We start from the raw sequence: 21,096 nt of genomic DNA, 5'->3' as shown, positions 1-21,096 counted from the left end.
GCTTCAGTGGTGGTAGCTAATCACCACAAACTGTTAGATACAAGTGTGGGGGGGTATTACGGCTGAAGCCGTAATGCTTTTTTCGTCCTCGCTTCGCTGCGGGGGGCTCCGGCGCATGGCGCCTCCCATGCGCTGACGCGCATCAAAAACCCGTCCCCTGCGCCACTTGTGTCTGACGCACGCGAGAGTCCGCTGCGGCAAAAAAACAAGAAGAGAGCTAGACGAAGGTCGCTTAGCTCCCCGTAATTTTTTATATACTCACCACGGGGACATTAGATCTGCTTTTGCCAAAAAAACGGCTAGTTTTTTCTGGATTTACCCAAACCAAAGGCACCGGCATTCACTATAAACGAGGCCTTTCTGATCGGCGTATCGATATCAAATATGGGGTTTTCAGCACGCCTTCTTTCAAAGTACTTATTTCTCTCCGATTCATTTTTAAAAGCGCTACCTGTCCTTGCAATCCTCTCCTGAATAAGCATCTTTTCATGCTCAGCCTTTTTGGTTGAGTTGGCCTTAGCGAGATTCTTTTCAAGGGATTTCGTATGCTTTTTTATATGCTTTCTCAACCTAGCTTTATGGCCAAATGAGAGTTTACATATCGGACAAGTGAATAATTCTTCCATAAGCTTCATGAGTGTAAGGGGAAGGTTATATTTACCATAGCATTCCTTGCCCGAACTGCCATGCGATGGTCCACCGGGGCAATGAGGCAAAGCCGTTGTCTGTGGAAGCACTACGCGGCATGATGAGCGTCGCCAGTTGCACACCGGCAAAGACGTGAAACACTTTTAACCGGAGCCAGTCATGCGCGTTGCCGAAAGCATCATCCTCGATGCCCTCACTCGCGGAGGATGCATCAAAACCTTTTACCGCATATCCTCACGGCAGGCTGGTGAATCGGCCACGCGGATACCTGAGGGGTATATTCTGGAGTCGCCCGGCGAGCGGGAAGATATTGTGCTCTCGCGCGCGGACTTTCATGCGCTGGAGAAGCTGCTGGAGCAGAAGGAAACCTGGGAGCAGGTGGTCGGTGTGACCTGTTTTGGTGGGGCAACATGGCAGCTGAGACCGACTGTACAGAGCTGAACAACTGAGATTTAAGACCAGGGAATCAGTAAGACTGAAGGGAGGTATCTGTTATGACGCTGACAGAAAAAACAGGCCATCTGGCATGGTGTGCACTGGTCGCGCTGGCACTGGCCAGACAGGAGCAGGGAGAACTCTCTCCCGCACAGGAAAATCTCTTTCTCACCCGCTGGCTCGCGGCAGCACTGAAGCAACGGCGATTCTCGCGCGATGTGGCACAGGATATCGGGTGGTTACTGAATCAGGGGCGTTTGCTGGGTGTGAGAGCTAAGCTGGCCGACAAACTGGGCTATGTCTGGCGCTCCTGCAGCGGCGAGTTGACTGAACAGAACGACATGTTCCGGCTGACGTATGCGCTGGAAACAGCGAAAGACATGGGCTGGAATTACCGCGTAATGAGCGACAGAGAATGGGCCGGACGATATGCTTTGGTACTCAATCCTGGAGTAAACGGTGTTTATCTCTTACGGACAAACCTTGATGCCGCTTTTGACGACAATGGCCAACAGACAAATCCGCTGACAGTACGTCTGACAGGGAACGTAACTGGGATAATGAAACTGTTAAATCGCTGTGGCTGGCAGGCTGAGCCTGAGTCTGGTGCCTCCCTGCCGGGCCACCAGTTTTCACTGATGGCCCGGCAGAGAGTGCCAGGAAAGGGGGATTAGTGGCGGATTTGTGCCAGTCATCTTCAGTCAGACCGGTCATTTTCATGACAGTATTGCGGTCAATGCCGTTCTGCAGCATGGTACGGGCAATTTTCAGAGTGGCCTGACGCTCACCTTCTGAACGGCCTATTAGCGTGTGCTCCGGTGGTTTGCACATGCGCAAATTTTTCAGCCCAAAGGAGGCTAATCATCACGGGGATTACGTTCAAATCCCCTGCGCCCTCTTGCTGCCCATTCAGCATTGAGTACCACGTAACGCTCCCAGCGTTCACGCAGCTGTGCGAGCTTTAGCGGTACTTCTTTGGTGACAAAGGCTTCCGGTATTTCAAAGTCATCAAGATGCCCTTCCAGGTATACATGTACGCCTTCCAACACATCAATCAGAGTGATGTTGTTACTTTGTTGCCCTTCAAGAAGCGGCCCCTGCCAGCTATGCCAGAAGGCCTGATGGCGCAGACAGCTTTCGTCATTCGCGAGCCTCCATAAATCCATAAAGATTCCTCGTGCAACTTTGAACGGCTGTTCATCAAACTGTTCGATGAGAAAGAAATAACACGGGATCTTGAGCGCGTTAATACGCGCAATTTCAATTTCAGCATCACGGCGCAAGGCAATCAGATTGCTAAAGCGCGAGCGCATACAGGCGACAGGGTTCAATACCCTTACCTTTTCATTCATTTCAGGCATGCCGGGGCCGGTTGCTTCTACATAAAACGGGGCGGTATACAGGTAAAGCTTTTTCCCCTGAAAATCAGAACGGTCAAAGCCTCCGGGGCGGTCGATAATATCCACCACATTTGGCTCGTCAGGCGCATCCGGTACGGCAAATAAGCGTCCATCATCCCGTTTGATATCGTGTGTATCCTGATCGATAAGCATAAACTGCGCAAGGGATGGGGGCTGACCGTCTTTGTTCTCCCACGTCTTAACGTTGAGCGTTTTTGCTATAGCCGCAATATCATCTTTCCGGGCGCTGTAGTCGCAGTCAACAGATGTGGTGAGGCGCTCATCAGGCAATCTGTCGCCGTATTGTGCATGATAATAGGATATCCAGTATTGCACAGCCTGACCGCCAACTGTGATAACGGCATGTTTGAACTGATCAGCGTTGCAGATCAGCTGCTGATTTAGCAGGTACATCTGCTCATAGGGGGGAATAACGTCTTGAACAGGCATAAAAAAACCATCAGCGAATGATGGTTTATTGTGCCTCAAAGTTCAGGATCAGGCAAAAGCGATAGTATGAGCGAATTTGCTACTAGCTGACTTACTGAAGCGGCTTTTCACGGCAGGTTTGTAACCGGCACGACCACGCAAAACCTGCACCGCTACGGCTTCGTAGCGTTCATGCTGCTTTTGTTTAGCTTGTACGGGAGACATAATTTTGTACCTGACGGTAGTTATAAACAAATAAGTTGCAGTAACTATACGTCACGAATCTACGTCACGCAATAGAGTACTATTGTTGCAACTTCGATGTACTTCCAGATTACAAAGTAAGTCCTGATGTCTTAGCAAATGTGGTGAACGGAACTGCCATTCCTTCAGCGGACTGTGCCGGGGTGGATGTCAATGCGTCACCTGCTGAACGAACGCGAGAATTCTTCCTTTTCTTTTCTGTCTGCCTGTTCAATTAACCAGCGCGAATAGGCATCATTGTGTTTCTGGTCCGTCTTCCCTCTTTCAGTTCTAATTTTGGCACTGTTGCAAAAATCTGCAGGTGATAAACTTATCGTCATCTTTTGCTGACGGAGCAGCACATGAACCCATTCAAAGGCCGGCATTTTCAGCGTGACATTATCCTGTGGGCGGTACGCTGGTACTGTAAATACGGCATTAGCTACCGTGAACTGCAGGAGATGCTGGCAGATGTTACCAACGGTGCAAAACTGATCCACCCCAGCGGTTGAAAATTGATCCAGGGGTTAATCTGCTCCTCTGAATACAGGGGAGCTTATGATCACTTTTGAGATTCGTATGGAAATTAAAGTCCTGCACAAGCGGGGAATGAGTATCCGGGCCATTGCCAGGGAGCTGGGTATTTCGCGCAATACTGTCCGCAGCCACCTGAAAGCCAAATCTGAAAAGCCGCAGTATTCACCACGCCCGGCACCATCATCACTGCTCGATGAATACCGTGATTACATCTCTAAGCGGATCAGCGATGCGCATCCCTACAAAATCCCGGCGACCGTTATTGCCAGGGAAATCATGGAGCTGGGCTATCGTGGAGGGCTTACTATCCTGAGAGAGTTCATCCGTAAACAGACCCTGCCAGCACAGGCAGAACCGGTCGTTCGCTTCGAAACCGAGCCCGGACGGCAGATGCAGGTTGACTGGGGGACCATGCGAAACGGCAAGTCACCCCTGCATGTGTTCGTCGCTGTTCTGGGATACAGCAGAATGCTTTACATCGAGTTCACCGACAACATGCGCTACGACACGCTGGAAGCCTGTCACCGCAATGCGTTCAGCTTCTTCGGCGGTGTACCGCAGGAAGTCCTGTACGACAATATGAAAACGGTGGTGCTGCAGCGTGATGCTTACCAGACCGGGCAGCACCGGTTCCATCCTTCCCTGTGGCAGTTCGGCAAAGAGATGGGCTTCTCTCCCCGCCTGTGCCGTCCCTTCAGGGCGCAGACTAAAGGCAAGGTGGAGAGGATGGTGCAGTACGCCCGCAACAGCTTCTATATCCCGTTAATGACACGCCTGCGTCCGATGGGGATCACCGTCGATGTTGAAACCGCAAACCGTTACGGCCTGCGCTGGCTGTACGATGTGGCCAATCAACGTAAGCATGAAACTATCCAGACCCGCCCCTGCGATCGCTGGGTGGAGGAACAGCAATCCATGCTGGCACTGCCACCGGAGAAAAAACAGTATGACGTGCAGGTTGATGAAAGCCTGATGACCTTCGACAGGCAGCCGTTGCATCATCCGCTCTCCATCTATGACACGTTCTGCAGAGGAGCCGCATGATGGTCGAACTGCAACATCAACGGCTGATGGTGCTTGCCGAACAGCTCCAGCTGGACAGTCTTATCGGCGCAGCGCCGGCGCTGTCGCAACAGGCGGTGGATCAGGAATGGAGCTACATGGACTTCCTGGAGCATCTGTTACATGAGGAGAAACTGGCCCGGCATCAGCGTAAACAGGCGATGTACACGCGGATGGCAGCCTTCCCGGCGGTAAAGACGTTCGAGGAGTACGACTTCACCTTCGCCACCGGCGCTCCTCAGAAGCAAATCCAGTCGCTGCGATCCCTGAGCTTCATAGAGCGTAACGAAAACATCGTGTTGCTGGGGCCATCGGGCGTGGGAAAAACGCATCTGGCGATAGCCATGGGCTACGAAGCAGTACGGGCGGGCATCAAGGTTCGCTTCACAACAGCAGCGGACCTGCTGCTACAGCTGTCCACTTCACAGCGTCAGGGCCGTTACAAAACGACTCTCAATCGTGGTGTCATGGCCACGAAGCTGCTTATCATCGATGAAATAGGTTATCTGCCGTTCAGTCAGGAGGAAGCCAAGCTGTTCTTCCAGGTCATCGCCAAACGTTACGAGAAGAGCGCGATGATCCTGACCTCCAACCTGCCGTTCGGGCAGTGGGATCAGACGTTCGCCGGTGATGCAGCGCTGACATCGGCGATGCTGGACCGGATCTTACATCACTCACACGTCGTGCAAATAAAAGGGGAAAGCTATCGACTGAAGCAGAAACGAAAGGCCGGGGTTATCGCTGAAGCTAATCCTGAGTAAACAAGGTGGATCAATATTAAACCGTTGGTGGTGGCGGTAAGTGGATCACTTTTTACCCGTTGTTGACAGCAGAACGCGGTGTCAACGTTGATCACTCCACGATTTACCGCTGGGTTCAGAGTTATGCACCTGAAATAGAGAAACGACTGCGTTGGTACTGGCGAAACCCTTCCAGGTTCTGTCCCTGGCACATTGATGAAACCTACGTGAAGGTCAATGGCAGATGGGCTTACCTGTACCGTGCCGTTGACAGCAGAGGACGCACCATCGATTTTTATCTCTCTTCACGCCGTAACAGCAAAGCGGCATATCGGTTTCTGGGTAAAATTTTAAACAACGTGAAAAGCTGGAAAATTCCCCGTCGCATCAACACTGACAAGGCTCCCACCTATGGACGCGCGCTGGCGTTGCTGAAATGCGAGGGCCAGTGTCCGCCTGATGTTGAACACAGGCAGATTAAGTACCGCAATAATGTTATTGAGTGCGATCATGGTAAGCTGAAAAGGATAATCAGTGCCACGCTGGGATTTAAGTCCATGAAGACGGCTTACGCCACCATCAAAGGAATCGAGGTGATGCGAGCACTACGCAAAGGCCAGGCTTCAGCATTTTATTATGGCGATCCCCTGGGCGAGATGCGTCTGGTGAGCAGAGTCTTTGAAATGTAAGACGGCTTTGTTGAATAAATCAGATTTCGGGTAAGTCTCCCCCGTAGCGGGTTGTGTTTTCAGGCAATACGCACGCTTTCAGGCATACCTGCTTTCGTCATTTTGTTCAGCGCTCGTACCAGGGCCATAGCCTCCGCAACCTGGGTAATGACTCCAACTTACTGATAGTGTTTTATGTTCAGATAATGCCCGATGACCTTGTCATGCAGCTCCACCGATTTTGAGAACGACAGTGACTTCCGTCCCAGCCTTGCCAGATGTTGTCTCAGATTCAGGTTATGTCGCTCAATGCGCTGAGTGTAACGCTTGCTGATAACGTGCAGCTTTCCCTTCAGGCGGGGTTCATACAGCGGCCAGCCATCCGTCATCCATACCACGACCTCAAAGGCCGACAGCAGGCTCAGAAGACGCTCCAGTGTGGCCAGAGTGCGTTCACCGAAGACGTGCGCCACAACCGTCCTCCGTATCCTGTCATACGCGTAAAACAGCCAGCGCTGACGTGATTTAGCACCGACGTAGCCCCACTGTTCGTCCATTTCAGCGCAGACAATCACATCACTGCCTGGTTGTATGCGCGAGTTTACCGACTGCGGCCTGAGTTTTTTAAGTGACGTAAAACCGTGTTGAGGCCAACGCCCATAATGCGTGCACTGGCGCGACATCCGACGCCATTCATGGCCATATCAATGATTTTCTGGTGCGTACCGGGCTGAGAGGCGGTGTAAGTGAACTGCAGTTGCCATGTTTTACGGCAATGAGAGCAGAGATAGCGCTGATGTCCGGCAGTGCTTTTGCCGTTACGCACCACGCCTTCAGTAGCGGAGCAGGAAGGACATCTGATGGAAATGGAAGCCACGCAAGCACCTTAAAATCACCATCATACACTAAATCAGTAAGTTGGCAGCATTACCCGGTTTTCCTGACAATACCAGACAGGTAAACTTTTTCCATCAGATTTTCTCGTCAACATGTTGCATTCATAATTTTTTCATAATTGGATGGGCTTTGTTGAATAAATAAGATTTCTTGCGAACGACCCTGTAGCTGGCTGGATTTTCAGGCAATACGCACGCTTTCTGGCATCCCAGCCTTTGTCATCCTGTTCAACGCACGCACCATGGCCATAGCTTCCGCTACCTGACCATCGTAGTCACGCAGCGTCAGTGAATCTCCCAACAACTGCTTCATTCTGTACATTGCCGTTTCCGCTATCGAGCGACGGTTATATTCCGTTGTCCATTTCCACCGTGCATTGCTTCCGCTCAGCCGCTGATTAGCAACGGCACGGTTGCGGTCTGCGTACTCACCGGGCCAGTAACCTGCTCCTTTTCGGGGAGGAATAAGCGCGCTGATTTTTTTGCGGCGCAGTTCATCGTGACAGAGCCGGGTATCGTAAGCCCCGTCTGCCGCGGCTGCCCTGATTTTTCTGTGAGTCTGCCGGATAAGGCCCGGGAAGGCTTCTGAGTCCGTGACGTTATTCAGCGACAGGTCTGCACAGACAACTTCATGTGTGTTGCTGTCAACAGCAAGATGCAACTTTCGCCAGATACGACGGCGCTCTTTGCCGTGCTTTCTGACTTTCCATTCGCCTTCACCAAAGACCTTCAGCCCGGTGGAATCAATCACCAGGTGTGCGATTTCACCCCGGGTGGACGTTTTGAAACTGACATTAACCGACTTTGCCCGCTTACTGACACTGGTGTAATCCGGGCAGCGCAACGGAACGTTCATCAGGGCAAAAATGGAATCAATAAAACCCTGCGCAGCCCGCAGGGTCAGCCGGAATACGCGTTTAATCACCAGAACGGTGGTGATGGCGAGATCAGAATAGCGCTGGGGCCTTCCTCGTGATGAAGGCGTTGCCGACTCATACCAGGCCTGAATCGCCTCATCATCCAGCCAGAAAGTGAGGGAGCCACGGTTGATGAGAGCTTTGTTGTAGGTGGACCAGTTGGTGATTCTGAACTTTTGCTTTGCCACGGAATGGTCTGTGTTGTCGGGAGGATGCGTGATCTGATCCTTCAACTCAGCAAAAGTTCGATTTATTCAACAAAGCCGCCTAAACTCCGTATTACTCTAATAGCCCGGCATAGTGAATATGTCACTTATAGAGAGGATCTGAATGACGAAAGAAATTACTAACTTAGCGTTAGCACCTGTTGGCAATCTGGAGACCTACATTCGAGCAGCGTACTCATGTCCCATGTTGTCACAAGAGGAAGAACAACGTTTAGCCAGCAACCTGCAAAAAAATGATGACCTTGATGCAGCAAAACACCTGATACTTTCGCATCTGCGTTTTGTGATTCATATCGCAAGACAATATTCTGGTTACGGTTTACCACAAGCCGATTTAATTCAAGAAGGAAATGTCGGTCTGATGAAGGCTATGCGACGTTTTAACCCGGACGTTGGTGTCCGACTGGTTTCGTTCGCGGTTCACTGGATCAAGTCTGAAATTCATGAGTATGTATTGCGTAACTGGCGCATTGTGAAAGTTGCGACAACTAAAGCGCAAAGAAAATTATTCTTCAACCTACGCAAAACTAAACAACGACTCGGCTGGTTTAATCAGGATGAAGTGGACATGGTCGCCCAGGAGCTGGGGGTTTCGGTAAAAGACGTCCAGGAAATGGAGTCCCGCATGTCAGCACAGGACATGGCCTACGATATGTACCCGGATGATGAATCAGATAACTATCGGCCTGTTTCTCCTTCACTCTACTTGCAGGATAAATCCTCGGATTTTGCCGGAATGATTGAAGAGGATAACTGGGATAGTCAGGTATCAGACCGTCTGGTTGTCGCAATGGATACCTTGGATCTAAGAAGCCAGGAGATCATCCGCGCACGCTGGCTTGACGACGAAAATAAAGCCACACTGAATGAACTGGCAGAACGCTACGGTATATCAGCAGAACGCGTGAGACAGCTTGAAAACAACGCCATGAAGAAATTACGCATGGCGATTGGCATATAACACTTGATGTTCTGGTGACAGCCATAAAAACGGGGCGTGTCATTTGCGAAAAAAAACATTACACGAATGATATGGCAGCAGGTCTGCTGATGTCGCAGCCCTGAGCGTTAAGGAAGGTGCGAATAAGCGGGGAAATTCTTCTCGGCTGACTCAGTGAGTCTGTACATAAATTTGTGTAATTGCCTGATTTTGATATGTTCAATCCAACATCAAAAGCAGGTTAATTTATGGACGAAAAACAGTTGCAGGCTCTGGCTAACGAACTGGCCAAAAATCTCAAAACCCCTGACGATCTCAACCAGTTCGATCGCCTGCTGAAGAAAATCAGCGTTGAGGCGGCTCTCAACGCCGAAATGTCCCACCATCTGGGCTACGATAAAAATCAGCCCAAACTGGGGGCTAATTCCCGTAACGGCTATTCCACAAAGACCGTTACCACCGGCGATGGCCCTCTGGAACTACGTACCCCACGCGATCGTGATGGCTCCTTCGAACCCCAACTGGTGAAGAAAAACCAGACCCGCATTACCGGCATGGATAACCAGATTTTATCGTTGTATGCCAAAGGGATGACCACACGCGAGATCGCCGCCGCGTTCAAAGAGTTGTATGACGCGGATGTCTCACCCGCGCTGGTCTCAAAGGTCACCGATGCGGTCATGGAGCAGGTTGTCGAATGGCAAAATCGTCCGCTGGATGCAGTCTATCCCATTGTTTATCTTGACTGTATCGTCCTGAAAGTCCGACAGGATAGTCGTGTCATCAATAAATCAGTGTTCCTGGCGCTGGGCATTAATATCGAAGGCCAGAAAGAGTTGCTGGGGATGTGGCTGGCCGAAAATGAAGGGGCGAAGTTCTGGCTGAATGTGCTGACAGAATTGAAGAATCGTGGCCTGAACGATATCCTCATTGCCTGCGTTGACGGCCTGAAAGGTTTCCCGGACGCCATCAACGCGGTGTATCCGGAGGCCCGCATCCAGCTGTGCATCGTGCATATGGTGCGCAACAGCCTGCGGTTCGTCTCCTGGAAGGACTACAAAGCCGTCACCCGCGACCTGAAAGCGATTTACCAGGCACCGACGGAAGAAGCAGGCCAGCAGGCGCTGGAAGCGTTCGCCGCAGCCTGGGACAGCCGCTATCCGCAGATAAGCCGAAGCTGGCAGGCAAACTGGGCCAACCTGGCGACGTTCTTCGCTTACCCGGCAGACATCCGCAAAGTCATCTACACCACCAACGCCATAGAATCACTGAACAGCGTGATCCGGCATGCTATCAAAAAGCGTAAGGTGTTCCCGACGGACGACGCGGTGAAAAAGGTGGTGTGGCTGGCAATCCAGGCGGCCTCACAGAAATGGACGATGCCGCTGAGGGACTGGCGTATGGCAATGAGCCGCTTTATTATCGAGTTCGGTGACCGCCTGGACGGTCACTTCTGAGAAAAGGCATTTACACAGAATCGTGTACAGGGTCGACTCAGTCATTTCATTTCTTCATGTTTGAGCCGATTTTTTCTCCCGTAAATGCCTTGAATCAGCCTATTTAGACCGTTTCTTCGCCATTTAAGGTGTTATCCCCAGTTTTTAGTGAGATCTCTCCCACTGACGTATCATTTGGTCCGCCCGAAACAGGTTGGCCAGGGTGAATAACATCGCCAGTTGGTTATCGTTTTTCAGCAGCCCCTTGTATCTGGCTTTCACGAAGCCGAACTGCCGCTTGATGATGCGAAACGGGTGCTCCACCCTGGCACGGATGCTGGCTTTCAGGCACTGTTGCAAAGTTAGCGATGAGGCAGCCTTTTGTCTTATTCAAAGGCCTTACATTTCAAAAACTCTGCTTACCAGGCGCATTTCGCCCAGGGGATCACCATAATAAAATGCTGAGGCCTGGCCTTTGCGTAGTGCACGCATCACCTCAATACCTTTGATGGTGGCGTAAGCCGTCTTCATGGATTTAAATCCCAGCGTGGCGCCGATTATCCGTTTCAGTTTGCCATGATCGCATTCAATCACGTTGTTCCGGTACTTAATCTGTCGGTGTTCAACGTCAGACGGGCACCGGCCTTCGCGTTTGAGCAGAGCAAGCGCGCGACCATAGGCGGGCGCTTTATCCGTGTTGATGAATCGCGGGATCTGCCACTTCTTCACGTTGTTGAGGATTTTACCCAGAAACCGGTATGCAGCTTTGCTGTTACGACGGGAGGAGAGATAAAAATCGACAGTGCGGCCCCGGCTGTCGACGGCCCGGTACAGATACGCCCAGCGGCCATTGACCTTCACGTAGGTTTCATCCATGTGCCACGGGCAAAGATCGGAAGGGTTACGCCAGTACCAGCGCAGCCGTTTTTCCATTTCAGGCGCATAACGCTGAACCCAGCGGTAAATCGTGGAGTGATCGACATTCACTCCGCGTTCAGCCAGCATCTCCTGCAGCTCACGGTAACTGATGCCGTATTTGCAGTACCAGCGTACGGCCCACAGAATGATGTCACGCTGAAAATGCCGGCCTTTGAATGGGTTCATGTGCAGCTCCATCAGCAAAAGGGGATGATAAGTTTATCACCACCGACTATTTGCAACAGTGCCGTTGTGACCATTCTTTCAGCTGTAGCCCAGGCCGAACGCAGGAGGATTCTGGAGCGTACGAACGAAGGACGGCAGGAGGCCAGGCTGAAAGGTATCCGGTTTGGCCGAAAGCGCATCATCGACAGAAATAGTGTACTGGCACTTCATCAGCAGGGAACTGGTGCAACAGATATTGCCCGCCGGCTCAGTATTGCCCGTTCCACTGTTTATAAAATTCTGGAAGATGAGAGCCGGGTTAATCTGAGCAAAATTTGAGGACGAACATGAGTGATGTAAAGGCATTCAACAATTGCATGAGTGTGTTCTGGCGACAGCATGAAGCCGAATTCTCTCGCTTTCTGACATCGAAGACAGGTGATAGCGAAAAAGCAGCAGACCCGGAGAAGACGAAGGTGATTATCGTGACGCTTGCCGAAACGACACCTGTACTGGAAGCCACTAACCTGCAGCAGGATCTACGCCGAGCTGGCATCGAGCCGTGGGCATGGGTCGTTAATAACAGCCTGGCAGCTGCTCAACCGTCTTCGCCTTTCCTGAAGATCAGGGCGAACCGCGAGCTGCCTCTCATCTCTGATGTGGAAGAGCAGTATGCAAAGCGTATTGCATTAACAGCGCTACAGAGCGAAGAGCCGGTTGGTATTGACCTGCTGGAAGATATGGCGAAGTAATAATGAAGGGGGCAAATGCCCCCTTCGTCTTTATTTCAGTCTTTTACCTGAATCATCAACGACTTTTTCACCGTCTTCCTTGGTGAAAGCCGCTTTCTGGGCATCTGGAAGGATATCGAGAACAACCTCTGAAGGACGGCAAAGTTTAGTTCCCAGTGGCGTCACTACGATCGGACGGTTGATCAGAATCGGATGCTGTAGCATAAAGTCGATGAGCTGGTCGTCAGTAAATTTATCTTCTGCAAGACCCAGTTCCTCATACGGCTCGACGTTCTTACGCAGCAACGCCCGGACGGAAATACCCATATCCGCAATGAGTTTGAGCAGCTCATCGCGTGAAGGTGGAGTCTCAAGGTAAAGAATAACGGTCGGCTCGATACCGCTGTTGCGGATCATCTCCAGCGTATTACGCGACGTGCCGCAGGCTGGGTTGTGATAAATGGTGATGTTGCTCATATCAGTATCTCATTACAAAGTGAAAGAGAGACGTAGCGCCAGCGCGGCCAGCGTTACAAACAGCACAGGCAGAGTCATGACGATCCCGGTGCGGAAATAGTATCCCCATGTGATGGTCATGTTCTTCTGTGAAAGGACATGCAGCCAGAGCAACGTTGCCAGGCTACCAATAGGTGTAATTTTCGGTCCAAGATCGCAGCCAATCACGTTGGCAAAAATCATCGCCTCTTTGATAACGCCTGTTGCAGTGCTGCCATCAATAGAGAGAGCACCAACCAGCACGGTAGGCATATTGTTCATGATGGAAGAGAGGAAAGCCGTCAGGAAGCCAGTACCAAACGTCGCGGCCCAAAGTCCTTTATCTGCCAGCACGTTCAACACACCGGAGAGGTATTCTGTTAGTCCGGCATTACGCAGACCATAGACCACCAGATACATTCCCAGAGAGAATATGACGATCTGCCATGGCGCACCGCGAAGCACTTTGCCAGTGTTAATGGCATGGCCTCGCTTCGCCACCGCAAACAGAATGACAGCCCCTACAGCAGCAATCGCACTGACCGGGATACCCAACGGCTCAAGGACGAAAAAGCCAACCAGAAGAAGGATCAACACTATCCAGCCGGTTCTGAAGGTTGCCAGATCTTTAATCGCTTTTGCCGGTGCTTTCAGGAGAGCCAGGTCGTAAGTTGGCGGAATATCTTTGCGGAAGAACAGATGCAGCATCACCAGCGTGGCGATAATGGCTGCGATATCCACCGGCACCATTACCGACGCATACTCAGTGAAACCCAGCCCAAAGAAGTCTGCAGAAACGATGTTAACCAGGTTGGACACGATAAGCGGCAGACTGGCCGTATCGGCAATAAACCCGGCGGCCATGACAAATGCCAGCGTAGTGCCTTTGCTGAAACCTAATGCAAGCAGCATGGCGATAACAATTGGCGTCAGAATCAATGCCGCACCATCGTTGGCAAACAGTGCCGCCACCGCTGCGCCGAGCAAAACGATATAGGTAAACAGCAAACGCCCGCGGCCGTTACCCCAACGTGAAACGTGCAGCGCCGCCCATTCGAAAAAGCCCGATTCATCGAGCAGAAGGCTGATAATAATCACGGCAATAAAGGTCGCCGTCGCATTCCAGACAATATTCCACACTACAGGGATATCACCAAAATGGACTACGCCAGAGATCAGCGCCAGTACCGCGCCCAGCGTCGCACTCCAGCCGATCCCTAATCCCTTCGGTTGCCAGATAACCAAAACGATGGTCAGGACAAAAATAGCGCCTGCCAGTAACATAAATCCTCCAGACAGGACGGCTTTGCCGCCCTGTATATACAAAAAAAATTAAACAACCAGCTCTCTGAGTTTCTCGATGCCAGTGGGCTCTGCAGCCATTACCGGTACTAACGCTATGCGGCTTGCATGCTGGTTTTTCACAACCTCGATTTGAGGACGCTCTTGTAGGGCGCGCTGGCAAAGCAGCGGCGATTGCGTCTGTGCAATCGAAAGGCTGTTATTGATAATCCAGCCCCAGGGATGAATCCCCGCACGTTCAAGATCGGACTGCAGGTTTGCCGCTTCCAGTACAGGTGTGGTTTCAGGCAGAGTGACCAGCAAAACTTTGGTACGTTCCTGGTCCTGAAGCTGCATCATCGGAGTGGTAAAATGACCTTTATCCCCCATCTTCCTGGCAATCTCACGGTGATAAGCCCCGGTAGCATCAAGCAGTAATAGCGTATGCCCGGTAGGTGCCGTATCCATGACCACAAACCGTTTGCCAGCTTCACGAATTACGCGTGAAAACGCCTGGAACACCGCAATCTCTTCTGTGCAAGGAGAACGTAAATCCTCTTCGAGCAGCCGTTTCCCAGCCTCATCCAGATCCCTGCCTTTCGTCTCAAGAACATGCTGACGATAGCGTTCAGTTTCATCGTGAGGGTTGATTCGGCTGACCTGCAGATTTTTGAGGCTGCCATTGAGCGTTGTACTGAGATGTGCAGCAGGATCTGAGGTGGTGAGATGCACATCAAAACCCTTATCCGCCAGACTGACGGCGATAGCCGCAGCCATTGTGGTTTTGCCCACACCACCTTTGCCCATCAGCATAATCAAACCGTGTTCACTGCGGGCGATATCATCAACCAGGACAGACAACGACATATTCTCTGGCTTGTTCTGTGGGCTTTGTTCAGGAAGCGATGTTATCTCAGCGTGTTCGTTGAGCAGGCCTTTCAATGCGGATACACCAACCATGTTCAGCGGCTGCAGGTATAAGTTGTCTGTCGGCAAATCAGATAACCCGGCAGGAAGATTTGCCAGCGCCTCTTGCTCCCGTTGCCATATTGCAGCGGCCAGTGCATCACGTTCTGCTTCGCTCGCAGGCAGGACACCGTTAATGACTAAATACTGATTTTTAAGGCCAATAGCTGATAATTCGTCATGAGTACGAGCGACTTCCTGCAGTGTTGATTTTTGCAATCGCGCGACCAGCACAAGGCGAGTTCGTTCAGGATCGGATAATGCCTCAACCGCATGAGCATATTGCTCGCGTTGTTTTTCCAGCCCAGCCATTGGACCAAGACAGGAAGCACCATCCGGGTTACTTTCGATGAAGCTGCTCCAGGCTCCGGGAAGCTGAAGAAGGCGAATAGTGTGGCCAGTTGGGGCAGTATCAAAAATGATGTGATCAAAGCGGGTCAGCAGAGAAGCGTCAGTCAGTAAGCCAGTAAACTCGTCGAATGCAGCGATCTCTGTCGTACAAGTTCCTGAAAGCTGTTCACTGATGCTGTTAACAACGTCATCAGGCAAAAGACCTTTAATAGGGTCAACGATTCTGGCGCGGTATTGCTGGGCGGCGTCCTGCGGGTCAATCTCCAGAGCCGAAAGACCAGACACAGCAGTTACGGGCTGGATAGTGTTACCGATAGTCTGATCGAATACCTGACCGACATTGGAAGCCGGGTCGGTACTGACAAGCAGAACACGCTTTCCCAGTTCAGCCAGACGTATAGCCGTTGCGCAGGAAATCGAAGTTTTGCCTACACCTCCCTTACCGGTGAAAAACAGGTAAGACGGGATATTCTCTAAGAATTTCATATGTCCTCCTGACATACTCAACAACAGGAAGTTTTACCACCACAGCAACTGGTGGAAGCTAAACCCACCTTTTCCAGCGGTATACCAAACCAGCGAGCCAGTTCAGCGCGTTTTGGGTATCGCCCGGCCATCACCGTTTCACCATCAAGCAACAGCAGCGGAAGCCCTTCAGCTCCAGAAGCCTCAAGGAATGCTTTCGCTTTTTCGTTCTCAACGAAGCTCATAGGCTGCTGCGCCAGGTTATAACGTTCGATCTGAACCCCACGCCCTTTCAGCCATTGCACATCAGCAGAAAAATTGACCAAAACCTGATCGACATCTGAACCACAAACGCCGGTACTGCAGCACATCGCCGGATCAAACACCGTTAACATTTTCATCTTTAACACATCATATTCGTAAAAACATATATGTACAGGCAAAATTTTTAGATACAAACAGCCTTACCGCTGCCAGAGCAGTTGGCGGATGCCAGCTTACGGGCGATGGCCTGTACGTCGTCCTGTTGACTTAACCAGGCCTGCTCAATCACCAGGGCAGCCCAGGAAGGAATATGCGGGGATAAGCGATAATGAACCCATTTCCCCTGCTTGCGATCCAGCAACAGGCCACTTTCCCGAAGCATCGCCAGATGGCGGGAGGTCTTGGGTTGTGATTGTTCCAGCGCTGTGCAGAGATCGCATACGCACAGCTCCCCCATCTCCCTGAGCAGTAGCACGATACCCAGGCGGGTTTCATCAGATAGTATTTTGAAAAGTTGTAGGGATGCAATTTCTGGCATTATGTACTCCTGCTATGAATGGGTATTGTCTCTCCACCAAAACAAGAAGTCAAAATCATATGTGTTTTCTCGCATGTGAGTGCAGGTGTCACTATGCGGTTGAAAAACGACCTGATGTGCGATCGTTACGTTAGTTGGGTAGGTAAAAAAGTCATTTGAGGCTAAAACATTGCTTAGTGCGGGCTTTCAGTTCATAGAGAAGAATGAATAATATCAATTATAACAATTGGTTATTTCCTTAGCGTACGTTTTCGTTCCATTGGCCCTCAGACCCCTAGTACAGAGGATCGGGATGCACTCTACGAAAAACAGCGAATCGCAGCGCAACGGCAGCGCGAACGTCAGAAGACCAAGCTGGCTGACCCAGCTTATCGGCAACATCAACAGGAAAAACGCCAGGCGGCAGCACAACGATCCGCCGAAAAACGATTAGCCCGTATCCGTTCGCCGGAGTATCAGGAAGCGCAGCGTGAAAAACAGCGCATTAAGCGACAGGAATCGGCACAGAAACCACGTACAACACTTACCTTTACCAAACCCCGCAAAACCTCAACGCGAGGACTGAAAGGCCGAACCCCAACTGCAGACGAACGGCGCGTAATGGATGCGTTAGCCAAACTCCCCTGCACCGCTTGCTGGCTGCATAAGCACCACCAGCTAATTGTCAGTCTGCATCATGTAAATGGGCGCACTGCAGCTGGCGCGCATATGGATGTTTTACCGTTGTGCCGGTGGCATCACCAGGACGCGGCCCCAAAAGCAGATCGCGAGCAATACCCGTGGCTGGTGCCGGTTCATGCCAGCGGAAACGTTGGCGGAAAGGCCGAATTTACGCGCCTGAACGCCTCGGAAGAGGATTTGCTACTCATGGCCTACAAACAGGCTGGAATAACCAGAGAGGGGCGCTAATGGCTCGCACAACAACGGAACGGGCCTTAAATCCCCACGGTCACGTATACTTACTGGATGGATTGACCAAACTCCATATTTGCAAGATTTGCGGAACCTGTGAGCGCCGAAACGGACAATATTGGTGGGCTGGTAAGTGGAGTAAGACAGAGCCGCCGTGCGGCCTCAATACGGAGGAACAGCGGGACTGGCATAACAATGCAAACCCCGACAACGAAGACGAACCATAACCGGCTGCAGGGCGGTAAATAATTCCTTGACGCTAAAAAACACAAAGTACAAACCGCATAAAATCCTCGCAGCTTTTGTGTTCCCTTGAGGGTACTTTTGACAATTTAACTTCCTGCTTTAGCGCGGTTGGGAACATCAATAGCCAGTAAGGGGCCGCAATCGCGGCCTTTTTGCTTTCTGGAGGATAGAAAATTGAGTCAAAAAATAGCTGTTTTCAGTCTCTCAACATCAAACCCGCTCTATGTCACTGCCATCTATGACGATGACAACAACCTGATAATGAGCATCCCGAAATCACTCCCCAACTCATTAAAACAACAACGAGTAAAGGTGATCCCCGCCATCGAGAAGCTGCTTAAAGCTGACTTTAAGGTGCTGGTGGATGAAACCAGTGGGACCATTGCTAGTGAAAGCGGCGCTCACCATGTTTCACTGAAGACGCGACATACAGACTCGCGCGCAGCCGTTCTCGTCGGCATCGAGCGCTACAACGAATTGCGCCTCCAGAAAGTCATTTCTCTTCCTGAGAAAAACCCCGGCGCATATGAGATCCCGTCTTCTATCGTGGACATTGATTACAACGCCGCCGGTGACGAGGTGTATCACATCAACTGGCAGGATATTCGACCTGAGCATCTGCTCACGATCATGTGCTGTTTTGCCACGGTATACCATCCTGTCACCTCAGCTGCGTACATCAAAGCCATGACCGGCGGCAGCGAAGAACGCGAGCAGCACCCGCTATTACGCGTTTTCGGGAACCTCATTAAGCATCAGGAAGTGACCAGCGCAAGCGCAGTTCCGCCATCGCTAACCGGGCAGCGGATCAGTGATAACGAGGTCATTCTATGAGTTACAACCGCCTGGATGACCGCACAATTGACGATCCTATCCTGCTGGCATTGTTTCATCAGGAAGTCATTGCACGGGCCACCAGCTACAGCGCCGACAACATCTCTTACACCATCAAGCCAGATGAGGTTTACCGTTCTGATTTGTCGGCGTTTCGCTGTTACGGCAATGAAGAATTACGTTGGGTATTCCGCCTGCTGGTGGGGCATGAATCTGAAACTGAAGCCATGCCGGTTGGCACAACGTTAACCGTGCCGCCGGTGGCCTGGATACGTGACCGGATGCGAGACTATGCGTCGGGAACAGTGGAGTTAATCAGTGGCTGATTTTCCCCGCGCCAGTAACGGGCGATACCAGACAGAAGGCCTAAGCGCGCGCGAGTTCGAACGCCTATTCAACCAGATTGAGAAGGATAAGCGAAGCAAGCGCCGCGCTGCTCGCCGCACTCTGACGCCGTTTTCACTGAAGAACAAAACAGCCGAAGATATCATCTCGCTGGGCAAGAAGAAAAAAGGCGGTACGTTCTTCACCGTCGAAGATCTAAAGGCATTTGAAGGTCGCCGCAAGGATATTCGACAGACGTTCAATTCAGGCATAGCCGGGATCACCTATGCCCAGCTCATAGCCGGAAGTGAGGCGATCGACGTTAAACGTGCTAACAACGCCGTAGACGACGGTTCCGGCATTAAGCGCGCCGTGCCTTCATCATTGAAACATAACGTCGTCACAGTCAGCGTGGAGGCTTCAGATCGCTCCGAAGACCAGCATCACTGCGTAAAAGTGCGCTTTGAGGAATGGGATTCACTGATTGATGAGCTGGGGGATGAGACTAGCGCGGTAAAAGTGACGAAAAAGCTGTGTGCCGGTCGCGTATCCTTCGATTGTGATTGTGGGCGTCATCAATACTGGTATCGCTACATCGCGACCGCCGGTAACTTTGCCCTGGCACCGCCAAAAGAATATGCCTTCCCCAAAATCCGTAACCCTAATCTCAAAGGGATCGCCTGTAAGCACGTGATCCACGCAATGACCCGACTCCAGTCGGCAAGCTGGCAATTGCGGATCGGTCAGGCCATGCTGCAGGCCGCTAAACGTGTAGGGTTCGGTGACGACAAACGACGTACTACTAAGCATTTCACTGAGGAAGACCGGAAAAGATTCAACAAGAACCGTAACTCACAGACTAACCAGGGGGCGATGCGTCAGGAGTAGGATAAATACCAGCGCCGCCAGAAAGCGCTGGGTAATCAGATTGCGCGAGACAGTACAAAGCTACGCACCCTCAGCGACAAACTGTTAAAAGCCCGGAAAATGACGCAAAAACAACGGGCAAAGGCAGAAGAAAGTCAGCAAAAGCTTAAAGCCGAGCAGGATAAAAACAAGGTGCTGCTGCAGCAGCTCGCCGACCGTTTCAAGGTGGAACGCCAGGCGTTTATTGATGCGATGGTAATGACTGGTGTATCACGTCAGGATGCCGAGAAACGCTTCCTGGACTACGTGAAAAACAAAGGCAGGGGTTAATACAAAAGCCCCCAACCTTTCGGTCAGGGGGCTGTTTTACGCGTCCATGAATGAGCTGGGCGGAATGTTGAAGCGCCGCGCAAGTGCTTTCATGTGATCTAGTGTTAGTGAGCGAGTCCCGTTAAGGATGCGGCTCACCAGCGATTTCTTACCAATCTCTTCCTCAAAATCACTCTGAGTCAGTTTGTGCTGGTCCATCAGGACACGCAGCAGGGCCACGCCACTTGGTAACGCTGCAATACGGTCGTTGAACTCTGCGAACTCTTCCGCCTCATCTTCATACTGGGCAATTTTCGCAACCAGCATGTCCACCAGCGGATGATCTGGCTCGTGTTCAACCAGGTATTCAACCAGCGTCAGCGCGTCTTCATAGTCCTTGCGAGAGGCATTGCCCCCCAGGAGGGGGACAATGCTAACCAGGCTGTTTGCCGCCTGGATAGCATCGGTGTACATCATTCTTTAGTTCTCCGGTAAAAATCTGTCAGCTTATCGTATTCGGCGTGTGTGGTTATGTGCTTTATAAAGATTTTCCCACGTTCAAAATCAGCAAAAAACATCACCCTTAAATTCCCACCGCCAACATCGATCACCCACCACTTCTCCCGATATTTCATTCTGTCCAGCGAGGCAAATCGTTTTTTCATTTCGTCCGGTGAAGTGTAGTTCTCTCTCTTCAAAGTCCGGTATACGTCGTCTAGTGCCGCTGCCTGATTGGGGAATTGCCTGGTGGCTGTATCGAAAGGTGCTCTCGATACAACGTGCATCCTTCGCTCTCCTTGTGTTTCCATCTTGGAAACATAATATCGCACTCCCGCAGAGTTGACAAGTTGG

26 protein-coding genes and 4 pseudogenes are annotated in these 21,096 nt (G+C 51.3%); 16 read left to right on the top strand and 14 right to left on the bottom strand.

The annotated features are described in order from the left end of the window. Window positions 1–299: 299 nt before the first annotated feature. Window positions 300–626 carry a C2H2-type zinc finger protein gene (locus tag HV157_RS01710; RefSeq protein WP_004201125.1) on the bottom strand — a complete coding sequence of 109 codons (327 nt, stop codon included), beginning with the start codon at window positions 624–626 and terminating at the stop codon, window positions 300–302. 181 nt (window positions 627–807) lie between these two features. On the opposite strand from HV157_RS01710, the gene HV157_RS01705 reads away from it, so the two are divergent. Together HV157_RS01705 and HV157_RS01700 are read left to right on the top strand one after the other, a co-directional pair. After that, a complete protein-coding gene (locus HV157_RS01705) occupies window positions 808–1,089 on the top strand; it encodes a hypothetical protein (RefSeq protein WP_001261568.1) in 282 nt (93 codons plus the stop codon). A 53-nt stretch (window positions 1,090–1,142) separates the two neighbouring features. Then, window positions 1,143–1,757 carry a DUF2913 family protein gene (locus HV157_RS01700; protein ID WP_001445935.1) on the top strand — a complete coding sequence of 205 codons (615 nt, stop codon included), beginning with the start codon at window positions 1,143–1,145 and terminating at the stop codon, window positions 1,755–1,757. Here the strand turns inward: HV157_RS01700 and HV157_RS26195 are convergent. Then, window positions 1,754–1,884, bottom strand: a pseudogene (locus HV157_RS26195) (ISNCY family transposase); the annotation flags it as partial. The gene HV157_RS01700 and the pseudogene HV157_RS26195 overlap by 4 nt on opposite strands. 56 nt (window positions 1,885–1,940) lie before the next feature. Continuing rightward, window positions 1,941–2,933 carry a hypothetical protein gene (locus tag HV157_RS01695; RefSeq protein ID WP_001145103.1) on the bottom strand — a complete coding sequence of 331 codons (993 nt, stop codon included), beginning with the start codon at window positions 2,931–2,933 and terminating at the stop codon, window positions 1,941–1,943. A gap of 584 nt (window positions 2,934–3,517) precedes the next feature. Here HV157_RS01695 and HV157_RS01690 point away from each other — a divergent pair. From HV157_RS01690 to HV157_RS01675, 4 genes and pseudogenes are all read left to right on the top strand, one after another. Beyond that, a pseudogene (locus HV157_RS01690) lies at window positions 3,518–3,628 on the top strand (IS6 family transposase); the annotation flags it as partial. A gap of 85 nt (window positions 3,629–3,713) precedes the next feature. Further along, on the top strand, window positions 3,714–4,736 hold the full coding sequence (gene istA, locus HV157_RS01685; protein ID WP_000627495.1) for an IS21-like element ISSen3 family transposase: 1,023 nt from the start codon (window positions 3,714–3,716) through the stop codon (window positions 4,734–4,736). Continuing rightward, the gene (gene istB, locus HV157_RS01680) at window positions 4,733–5,515 is read left to right on the top strand and encodes an IS21-like element ISSen3 family helper ATPase IstB (protein WP_032140521.1); all 783 of its coding nucleotides are present in this window, start codon (window positions 4,733–4,735) and stop codon (window positions 5,513–5,515) included. Before istA ends, istB begins: the two co-directional genes overlap by 4 nt. A 68-nt stretch (window positions 5,516–5,583) precedes the next feature. After that, window positions 5,584–6,183, top strand: a pseudogene (locus tag HV157_RS01675) (IS6 family transposase); the annotation flags it as partial. A gap of 158 nt (window positions 6,184–6,341) precedes the next feature. On the opposite strand, the gene HV157_RS01670 reads toward HV157_RS01675, so the two are convergent. After that, window positions 6,342–7,039 (bottom strand): IS1 family transposase gene (locus tag HV157_RS01670; RefSeq protein ID WP_225858622.1). Its coding sequence is split into 2 segments (ribosomal slippage): window positions 6,342–6,790 and window positions 6,790–7,039, totalling 699 coding nucleotides; the frame shifts between segments, so codons are not numbered across the junction. A 200-nt stretch (window positions 7,040–7,239) separates the two neighbouring features. Next, window positions 7,240–8,163 (bottom strand): IS5 family transposase, encoded by a 924-nt coding sequence (locus tag HV157_RS01665; RefSeq protein ID WP_001118645.1) that lies wholly within the window; start codon window positions 8,161–8,163, stop codon window positions 7,240–7,242. 142 nt (window positions 8,164–8,305) lie between these two features. Between HV157_RS01665 and rpoH the strand changes: the two genes are divergently transcribed. After that, a complete protein-coding gene (gene rpoH / locus HV157_RS01660; RefSeq protein WP_001445939.1) occupies window positions 8,306–9,163 on the top strand; it encodes an RNA polymerase sigma factor RpoH in 858 nt (285 codons plus the stop codon). Between the two features lie 227 nt (window positions 9,164–9,390). Beyond that, window positions 9,391–10,599 (top strand): IS256 family transposase, encoded by a 1,209-nt coding sequence (locus HV157_RS01655; RefSeq protein WP_015386429.1) that lies wholly within the window; start codon window positions 9,391–9,393, stop codon window positions 10,597–10,599. A gap of 144 nt (window positions 10,600–10,743) precedes the next feature. On the opposite strand, the pseudogene HV157_RS01650 reads toward HV157_RS01655, so the two are convergent. Together HV157_RS01650 and HV157_RS01645 are read right to left on the bottom strand one after the other, a co-directional pair. Further along, a pseudogene (locus HV157_RS01650) lies at window positions 10,744–10,926 on the bottom strand (transposase); the annotation flags it as partial. 51 nt (window positions 10,927–10,977) lie between these two features. Next, window positions 10,978–11,682, bottom strand: coding sequence for an IS6-like element IS26 family transposase (locus HV157_RS01645; protein WP_001067855.1), 705 nt, complete (start codon window positions 11,680–11,682; stop codon window positions 10,978–10,980). Window positions 11,683–11,706: 24 nt separating this feature from the next. On the opposite strand from HV157_RS01645, the gene HV157_RS01640 reads away from it, so the two are divergent. Beyond that, window positions 11,707–12,000 carry a helix-turn-helix domain-containing protein gene (locus HV157_RS01640; RefSeq protein WP_008324860.1) on the top strand — a complete coding sequence of 98 codons (294 nt, stop codon included), beginning with the start codon at window positions 11,707–11,709 and terminating at the stop codon, window positions 11,998–12,000. An 8-nt stretch (window positions 12,001–12,008) separates the two neighbouring features. After that, on the top strand, window positions 12,009–12,413 hold the full coding sequence (locus HV157_RS01635) for an ArsA-related P-loop ATPase (protein ID WP_001567357.1): 405 nt from the start codon (window positions 12,009–12,011) through the stop codon (window positions 12,411–12,413). 30 nt (window positions 12,414–12,443) lie between these two features. Here HV157_RS01635 and arsC read toward each other — a convergent pair whose 3' ends face one another. The 5 genes from arsC to arsR are packed head-to-tail and all read right to left on the bottom strand — an operon-like array spanning window position 12,444 to window position 16,752. Then, window positions 12,444–12,869, bottom strand: a complete 426-nt coding sequence (gene arsC, locus HV157_RS01630) for a glutaredoxin-dependent arsenate reductase (protein ID WP_000065758.1) — start codon at window positions 12,867–12,869, stop codon at window positions 12,444–12,446. A gap of 12 nt (window positions 12,870–12,881) precedes the next feature. After that, the gene (gene arsB, locus HV157_RS01625) at window positions 12,882–14,171 is read right to left on the bottom strand and encodes an arsenite efflux transporter membrane subunit ArsB (protein ID WP_000922630.1); all 1,290 of its coding nucleotides are present in this window, start codon (window positions 14,169–14,171) and stop codon (window positions 12,882–12,884) included. Window positions 14,172–14,219: 48 nt separating this feature from the next. Continuing rightward, window positions 14,220–15,971 carry an arsenite efflux transporter ATPase subunit ArsA gene (arsA, locus tag HV157_RS01620; RefSeq protein WP_000670196.1) on the bottom strand — a complete coding sequence of 584 codons (1,752 nt, stop codon included), beginning with the start codon at window positions 15,969–15,971 and terminating at the stop codon, window positions 14,220–14,222. Window positions 15,972–15,988: 17 nt separating this feature from the next. Beyond that, complete coding sequence (gene arsD, locus HV157_RS01615) at window positions 15,989–16,351, bottom strand: arsenite efflux transporter metallochaperone ArsD (protein WP_000783215.1); 363 nt, start codon at window positions 16,349–16,351, stop codon at window positions 15,989–15,991. A gap of 47 nt (window positions 16,352–16,398) precedes the next feature. Continuing rightward, window positions 16,399–16,752: an As(III)-sensing metalloregulatory transcriptional repressor ArsR gene (arsR, locus tag HV157_RS01610; protein WP_001114073.1), complete on the bottom strand. Its 354-nt coding sequence runs from the start codon at window positions 16,750–16,752 to the stop codon at window positions 16,399–16,401. Window positions 16,753–17,044: 292 nt separating this feature from the next. Between arsR and HV157_RS26180 the strand changes: the two genes are divergently transcribed. The 6 genes from HV157_RS26180 to HV157_RS26170 all read left to right on the top strand — a co-directional run bounded on the left by HV157_RS26180 (window position 17,045) and on the right by HV157_RS26170 (window position 20,265). After that, window positions 17,045–17,185: a hypothetical protein gene (locus HV157_RS26180; RefSeq protein WP_004118614.1), complete on the top strand. Its 141-nt coding sequence runs from the start codon at window positions 17,045–17,047 to the stop codon at window positions 17,183–17,185. Between the two features lie 5 nt (window positions 17,186–17,190). Further along, complete coding sequence (locus tag HV157_RS26175; RefSeq protein ID WP_077629839.1) at window positions 17,191–17,661, top strand: Ref family recombination enhancement nuclease; 471 nt, start codon at window positions 17,191–17,193, stop codon at window positions 17,659–17,661. A gap of 423 nt (window positions 17,662–18,084) precedes the next feature. Beyond that, window positions 18,085–18,744, top strand: coding sequence for a maturation control protein (locus HV157_RS01600; RefSeq protein WP_182268586.1), 660 nt, complete (start codon window positions 18,085–18,087; stop codon window positions 18,742–18,744). After that, on the top strand, window positions 18,741–19,070 hold the full coding sequence (locus HV157_RS01595; protein WP_000121260.1) for a hypothetical protein: 330 nt from the start codon (window positions 18,741–18,743) through the stop codon (window positions 19,068–19,070). Before HV157_RS01600 ends, HV157_RS01595 begins: the two co-directional genes overlap by 4 nt. Beyond that, on the top strand, window positions 19,063–19,956 hold the full coding sequence (locus HV157_RS01590; protein ID WP_249420784.1) for a phage tail protein: 894 nt from the start codon (window positions 19,063–19,065) through the stop codon (window positions 19,954–19,956). The genes HV157_RS01595 and HV157_RS01590 overlap by 8 nt, the downstream gene beginning before the upstream one ends. Window positions 19,957–20,055: 99 nt before the next feature. Continuing rightward, window positions 20,056–20,265 carry a hypothetical protein gene (locus tag HV157_RS26170; protein ID WP_020806042.1) on the top strand — a complete coding sequence of 70 codons (210 nt, stop codon included), beginning with the start codon at window positions 20,056–20,058 and terminating at the stop codon, window positions 20,263–20,265. A gap of 36 nt (window positions 20,266–20,301) precedes the next feature. On the opposite strand, the gene HV157_RS01585 is transcribed toward HV157_RS26170, so the two are convergent. Both HV157_RS01585 and HV157_RS01580 read right to left on the bottom strand, forming a co-directional pair. Further along, complete coding sequence (locus HV157_RS01585) at window positions 20,302–20,721, bottom strand: helix-turn-helix domain-containing protein (RefSeq protein WP_000990392.1); 420 nt, start codon at window positions 20,719–20,721, stop codon at window positions 20,302–20,304. Beyond that, complete coding sequence (locus HV157_RS01580) at window positions 20,718–21,029, bottom strand: type II toxin-antitoxin system HigB family toxin (protein ID WP_000558568.1); 312 nt, start codon at window positions 21,027–21,029, stop codon at window positions 20,718–20,720. The genes HV157_RS01585 and HV157_RS01580 overlap by 4 nt, the downstream gene beginning before the upstream one ends. Window positions 21,030–21,096 lie beyond the last annotated feature (67 nt).

Source organism: Enterobacter sp. RHBSTW-00318 (assembly GCF_014101375.1).
GTDB classification, from domain to species: Bacteria; Pseudomonadota; Gammaproteobacteria; order Enterobacterales; family Enterobacteriaceae; genus Enterobacter; species Enterobacter ludwigii.
This window is presented reverse-complemented; position numbering and strand designations above follow the sequence as displayed.

Excerpts from the sequence above, each read along its gene's own strand:
- istA (WP_000627495.1), top strand. The coding sequence starts at position 3,714 with ATGATCACTTTTGAGATTCGTATGGAAATTAAAGTCCTGCACAAGCGG.
- HV157_RS26170 (WP_020806042.1), top strand. The coding sequence starts at position 20,056 with ATGACGCAAAAACAACGGGCAAAGGCAGAAGAAAGTCAGCAAAAGCTT.
- HV157_RS01585 (WP_000990392.1), bottom strand. The coding sequence starts at position 20,721 with ATGATGTACACCGATGCTATCCAGGCGGCAAACAGCCTGGTTAGCATT.
- HV157_RS01695 (WP_001145103.1), bottom strand. The coding sequence starts at position 2,933 with ATGCCTGTTCAAGACGTTATTCCCCCCTATGAGCAGATGTACCTGCTA.
- arsC (WP_000065758.1), bottom strand. The coding sequence starts at position 12,869 with ATGAGCAACATCACCATTTATCACAACCCAGCCTGCGGCACGTCGCGT.
- rpoH (WP_001445939.1), top strand. The coding sequence starts at position 8,306 with ATGACGAAAGAAATTACTAACTTAGCGTTAGCACCTGTTGGCAATCTG.
- arsR (WP_001114073.1), bottom strand. The coding sequence starts at position 16,752 with ATGCCAGAAATTGCATCCCTACAACTTTTCAAAATACTATCTGATGAA.
- HV157_RS01645 (WP_001067855.1), bottom strand. The coding sequence starts at position 11,682 with ATGAACCCATTCAAAGGCCGGCATTTTCAGCGTGACATCATTCTGTGG.
- HV157_RS01700 (WP_001445935.1), top strand. The coding sequence starts at position 1,143 with ATGACGCTGACAGAAAAAACAGGCCATCTGGCATGGTGTGCACTGGTC.
- HV157_RS26180 (WP_004118614.1), top strand. The coding sequence starts at position 17,045 with ATGCACTCTACGAAAAACAGCGAATCGCAGCGCAACGGCAGCGCGAAC.
- HV157_RS01595 (WP_000121260.1), top strand. The coding sequence starts at position 18,741 with ATGAGTTACAACCGCCTGGATGACCGCACAATTGACGATCCTATCCTG.
- HV157_RS01705 (WP_001261568.1), top strand. The coding sequence starts at position 808 with ATGCGCGTTGCCGAAAGCATCATCCTCGATGCCCTCACTCGCGGAGGA.
- HV157_RS01635 (WP_001567357.1), top strand. The coding sequence starts at position 12,009 with ATGAGTGATGTAAAGGCATTCAACAATTGCATGAGTGTGTTCTGGCGA.
- HV157_RS01655 (WP_015386429.1), top strand. The coding sequence starts at position 9,391 with ATGGACGAAAAACAGTTGCAGGCTCTGGCTAACGAACTGGCCAAAAAT.
- HV157_RS01580 (WP_000558568.1), bottom strand. The coding sequence starts at position 21,029 with ATGCACGTTGTATCGAGAGCACCTTTCGATACAGCCACCAGGCAATTC.
- arsA (WP_000670196.1), bottom strand. The coding sequence starts at position 15,971 with ATGAAATTCTTAGAGAATATCCCGTCTTACCTGTTTTTCACCGGTAAG.
- arsD (WP_000783215.1), bottom strand. The coding sequence starts at position 16,351 with ATGAAAATGTTAACGGTGTTTGATCCGGCGATGTGCTGCAGTACCGGC.
- arsB (WP_000922630.1), bottom strand. The coding sequence starts at position 14,171 with ATGTTACTGGCAGGCGCTATTTTTGTCCTGACCATCGTTTTGGTTATC.
- HV157_RS01640 (WP_008324860.1), top strand. The coding sequence starts at position 11,707 with ATGATAAGTTTATCACCACCGACTATTTGCAACAGTGCCGTTGTGACC.
- istB (WP_032140521.1), top strand. The coding sequence starts at position 4,733 with ATGATGGTCGAACTGCAACATCAACGGCTGATGGTGCTTGCCGAACAG.
- HV157_RS01710 (WP_004201125.1), bottom strand. The coding sequence starts at position 626 with ATGGAAGAATTATTCACTTGTCCGATATGTAAACTCTCATTTGGCCAT.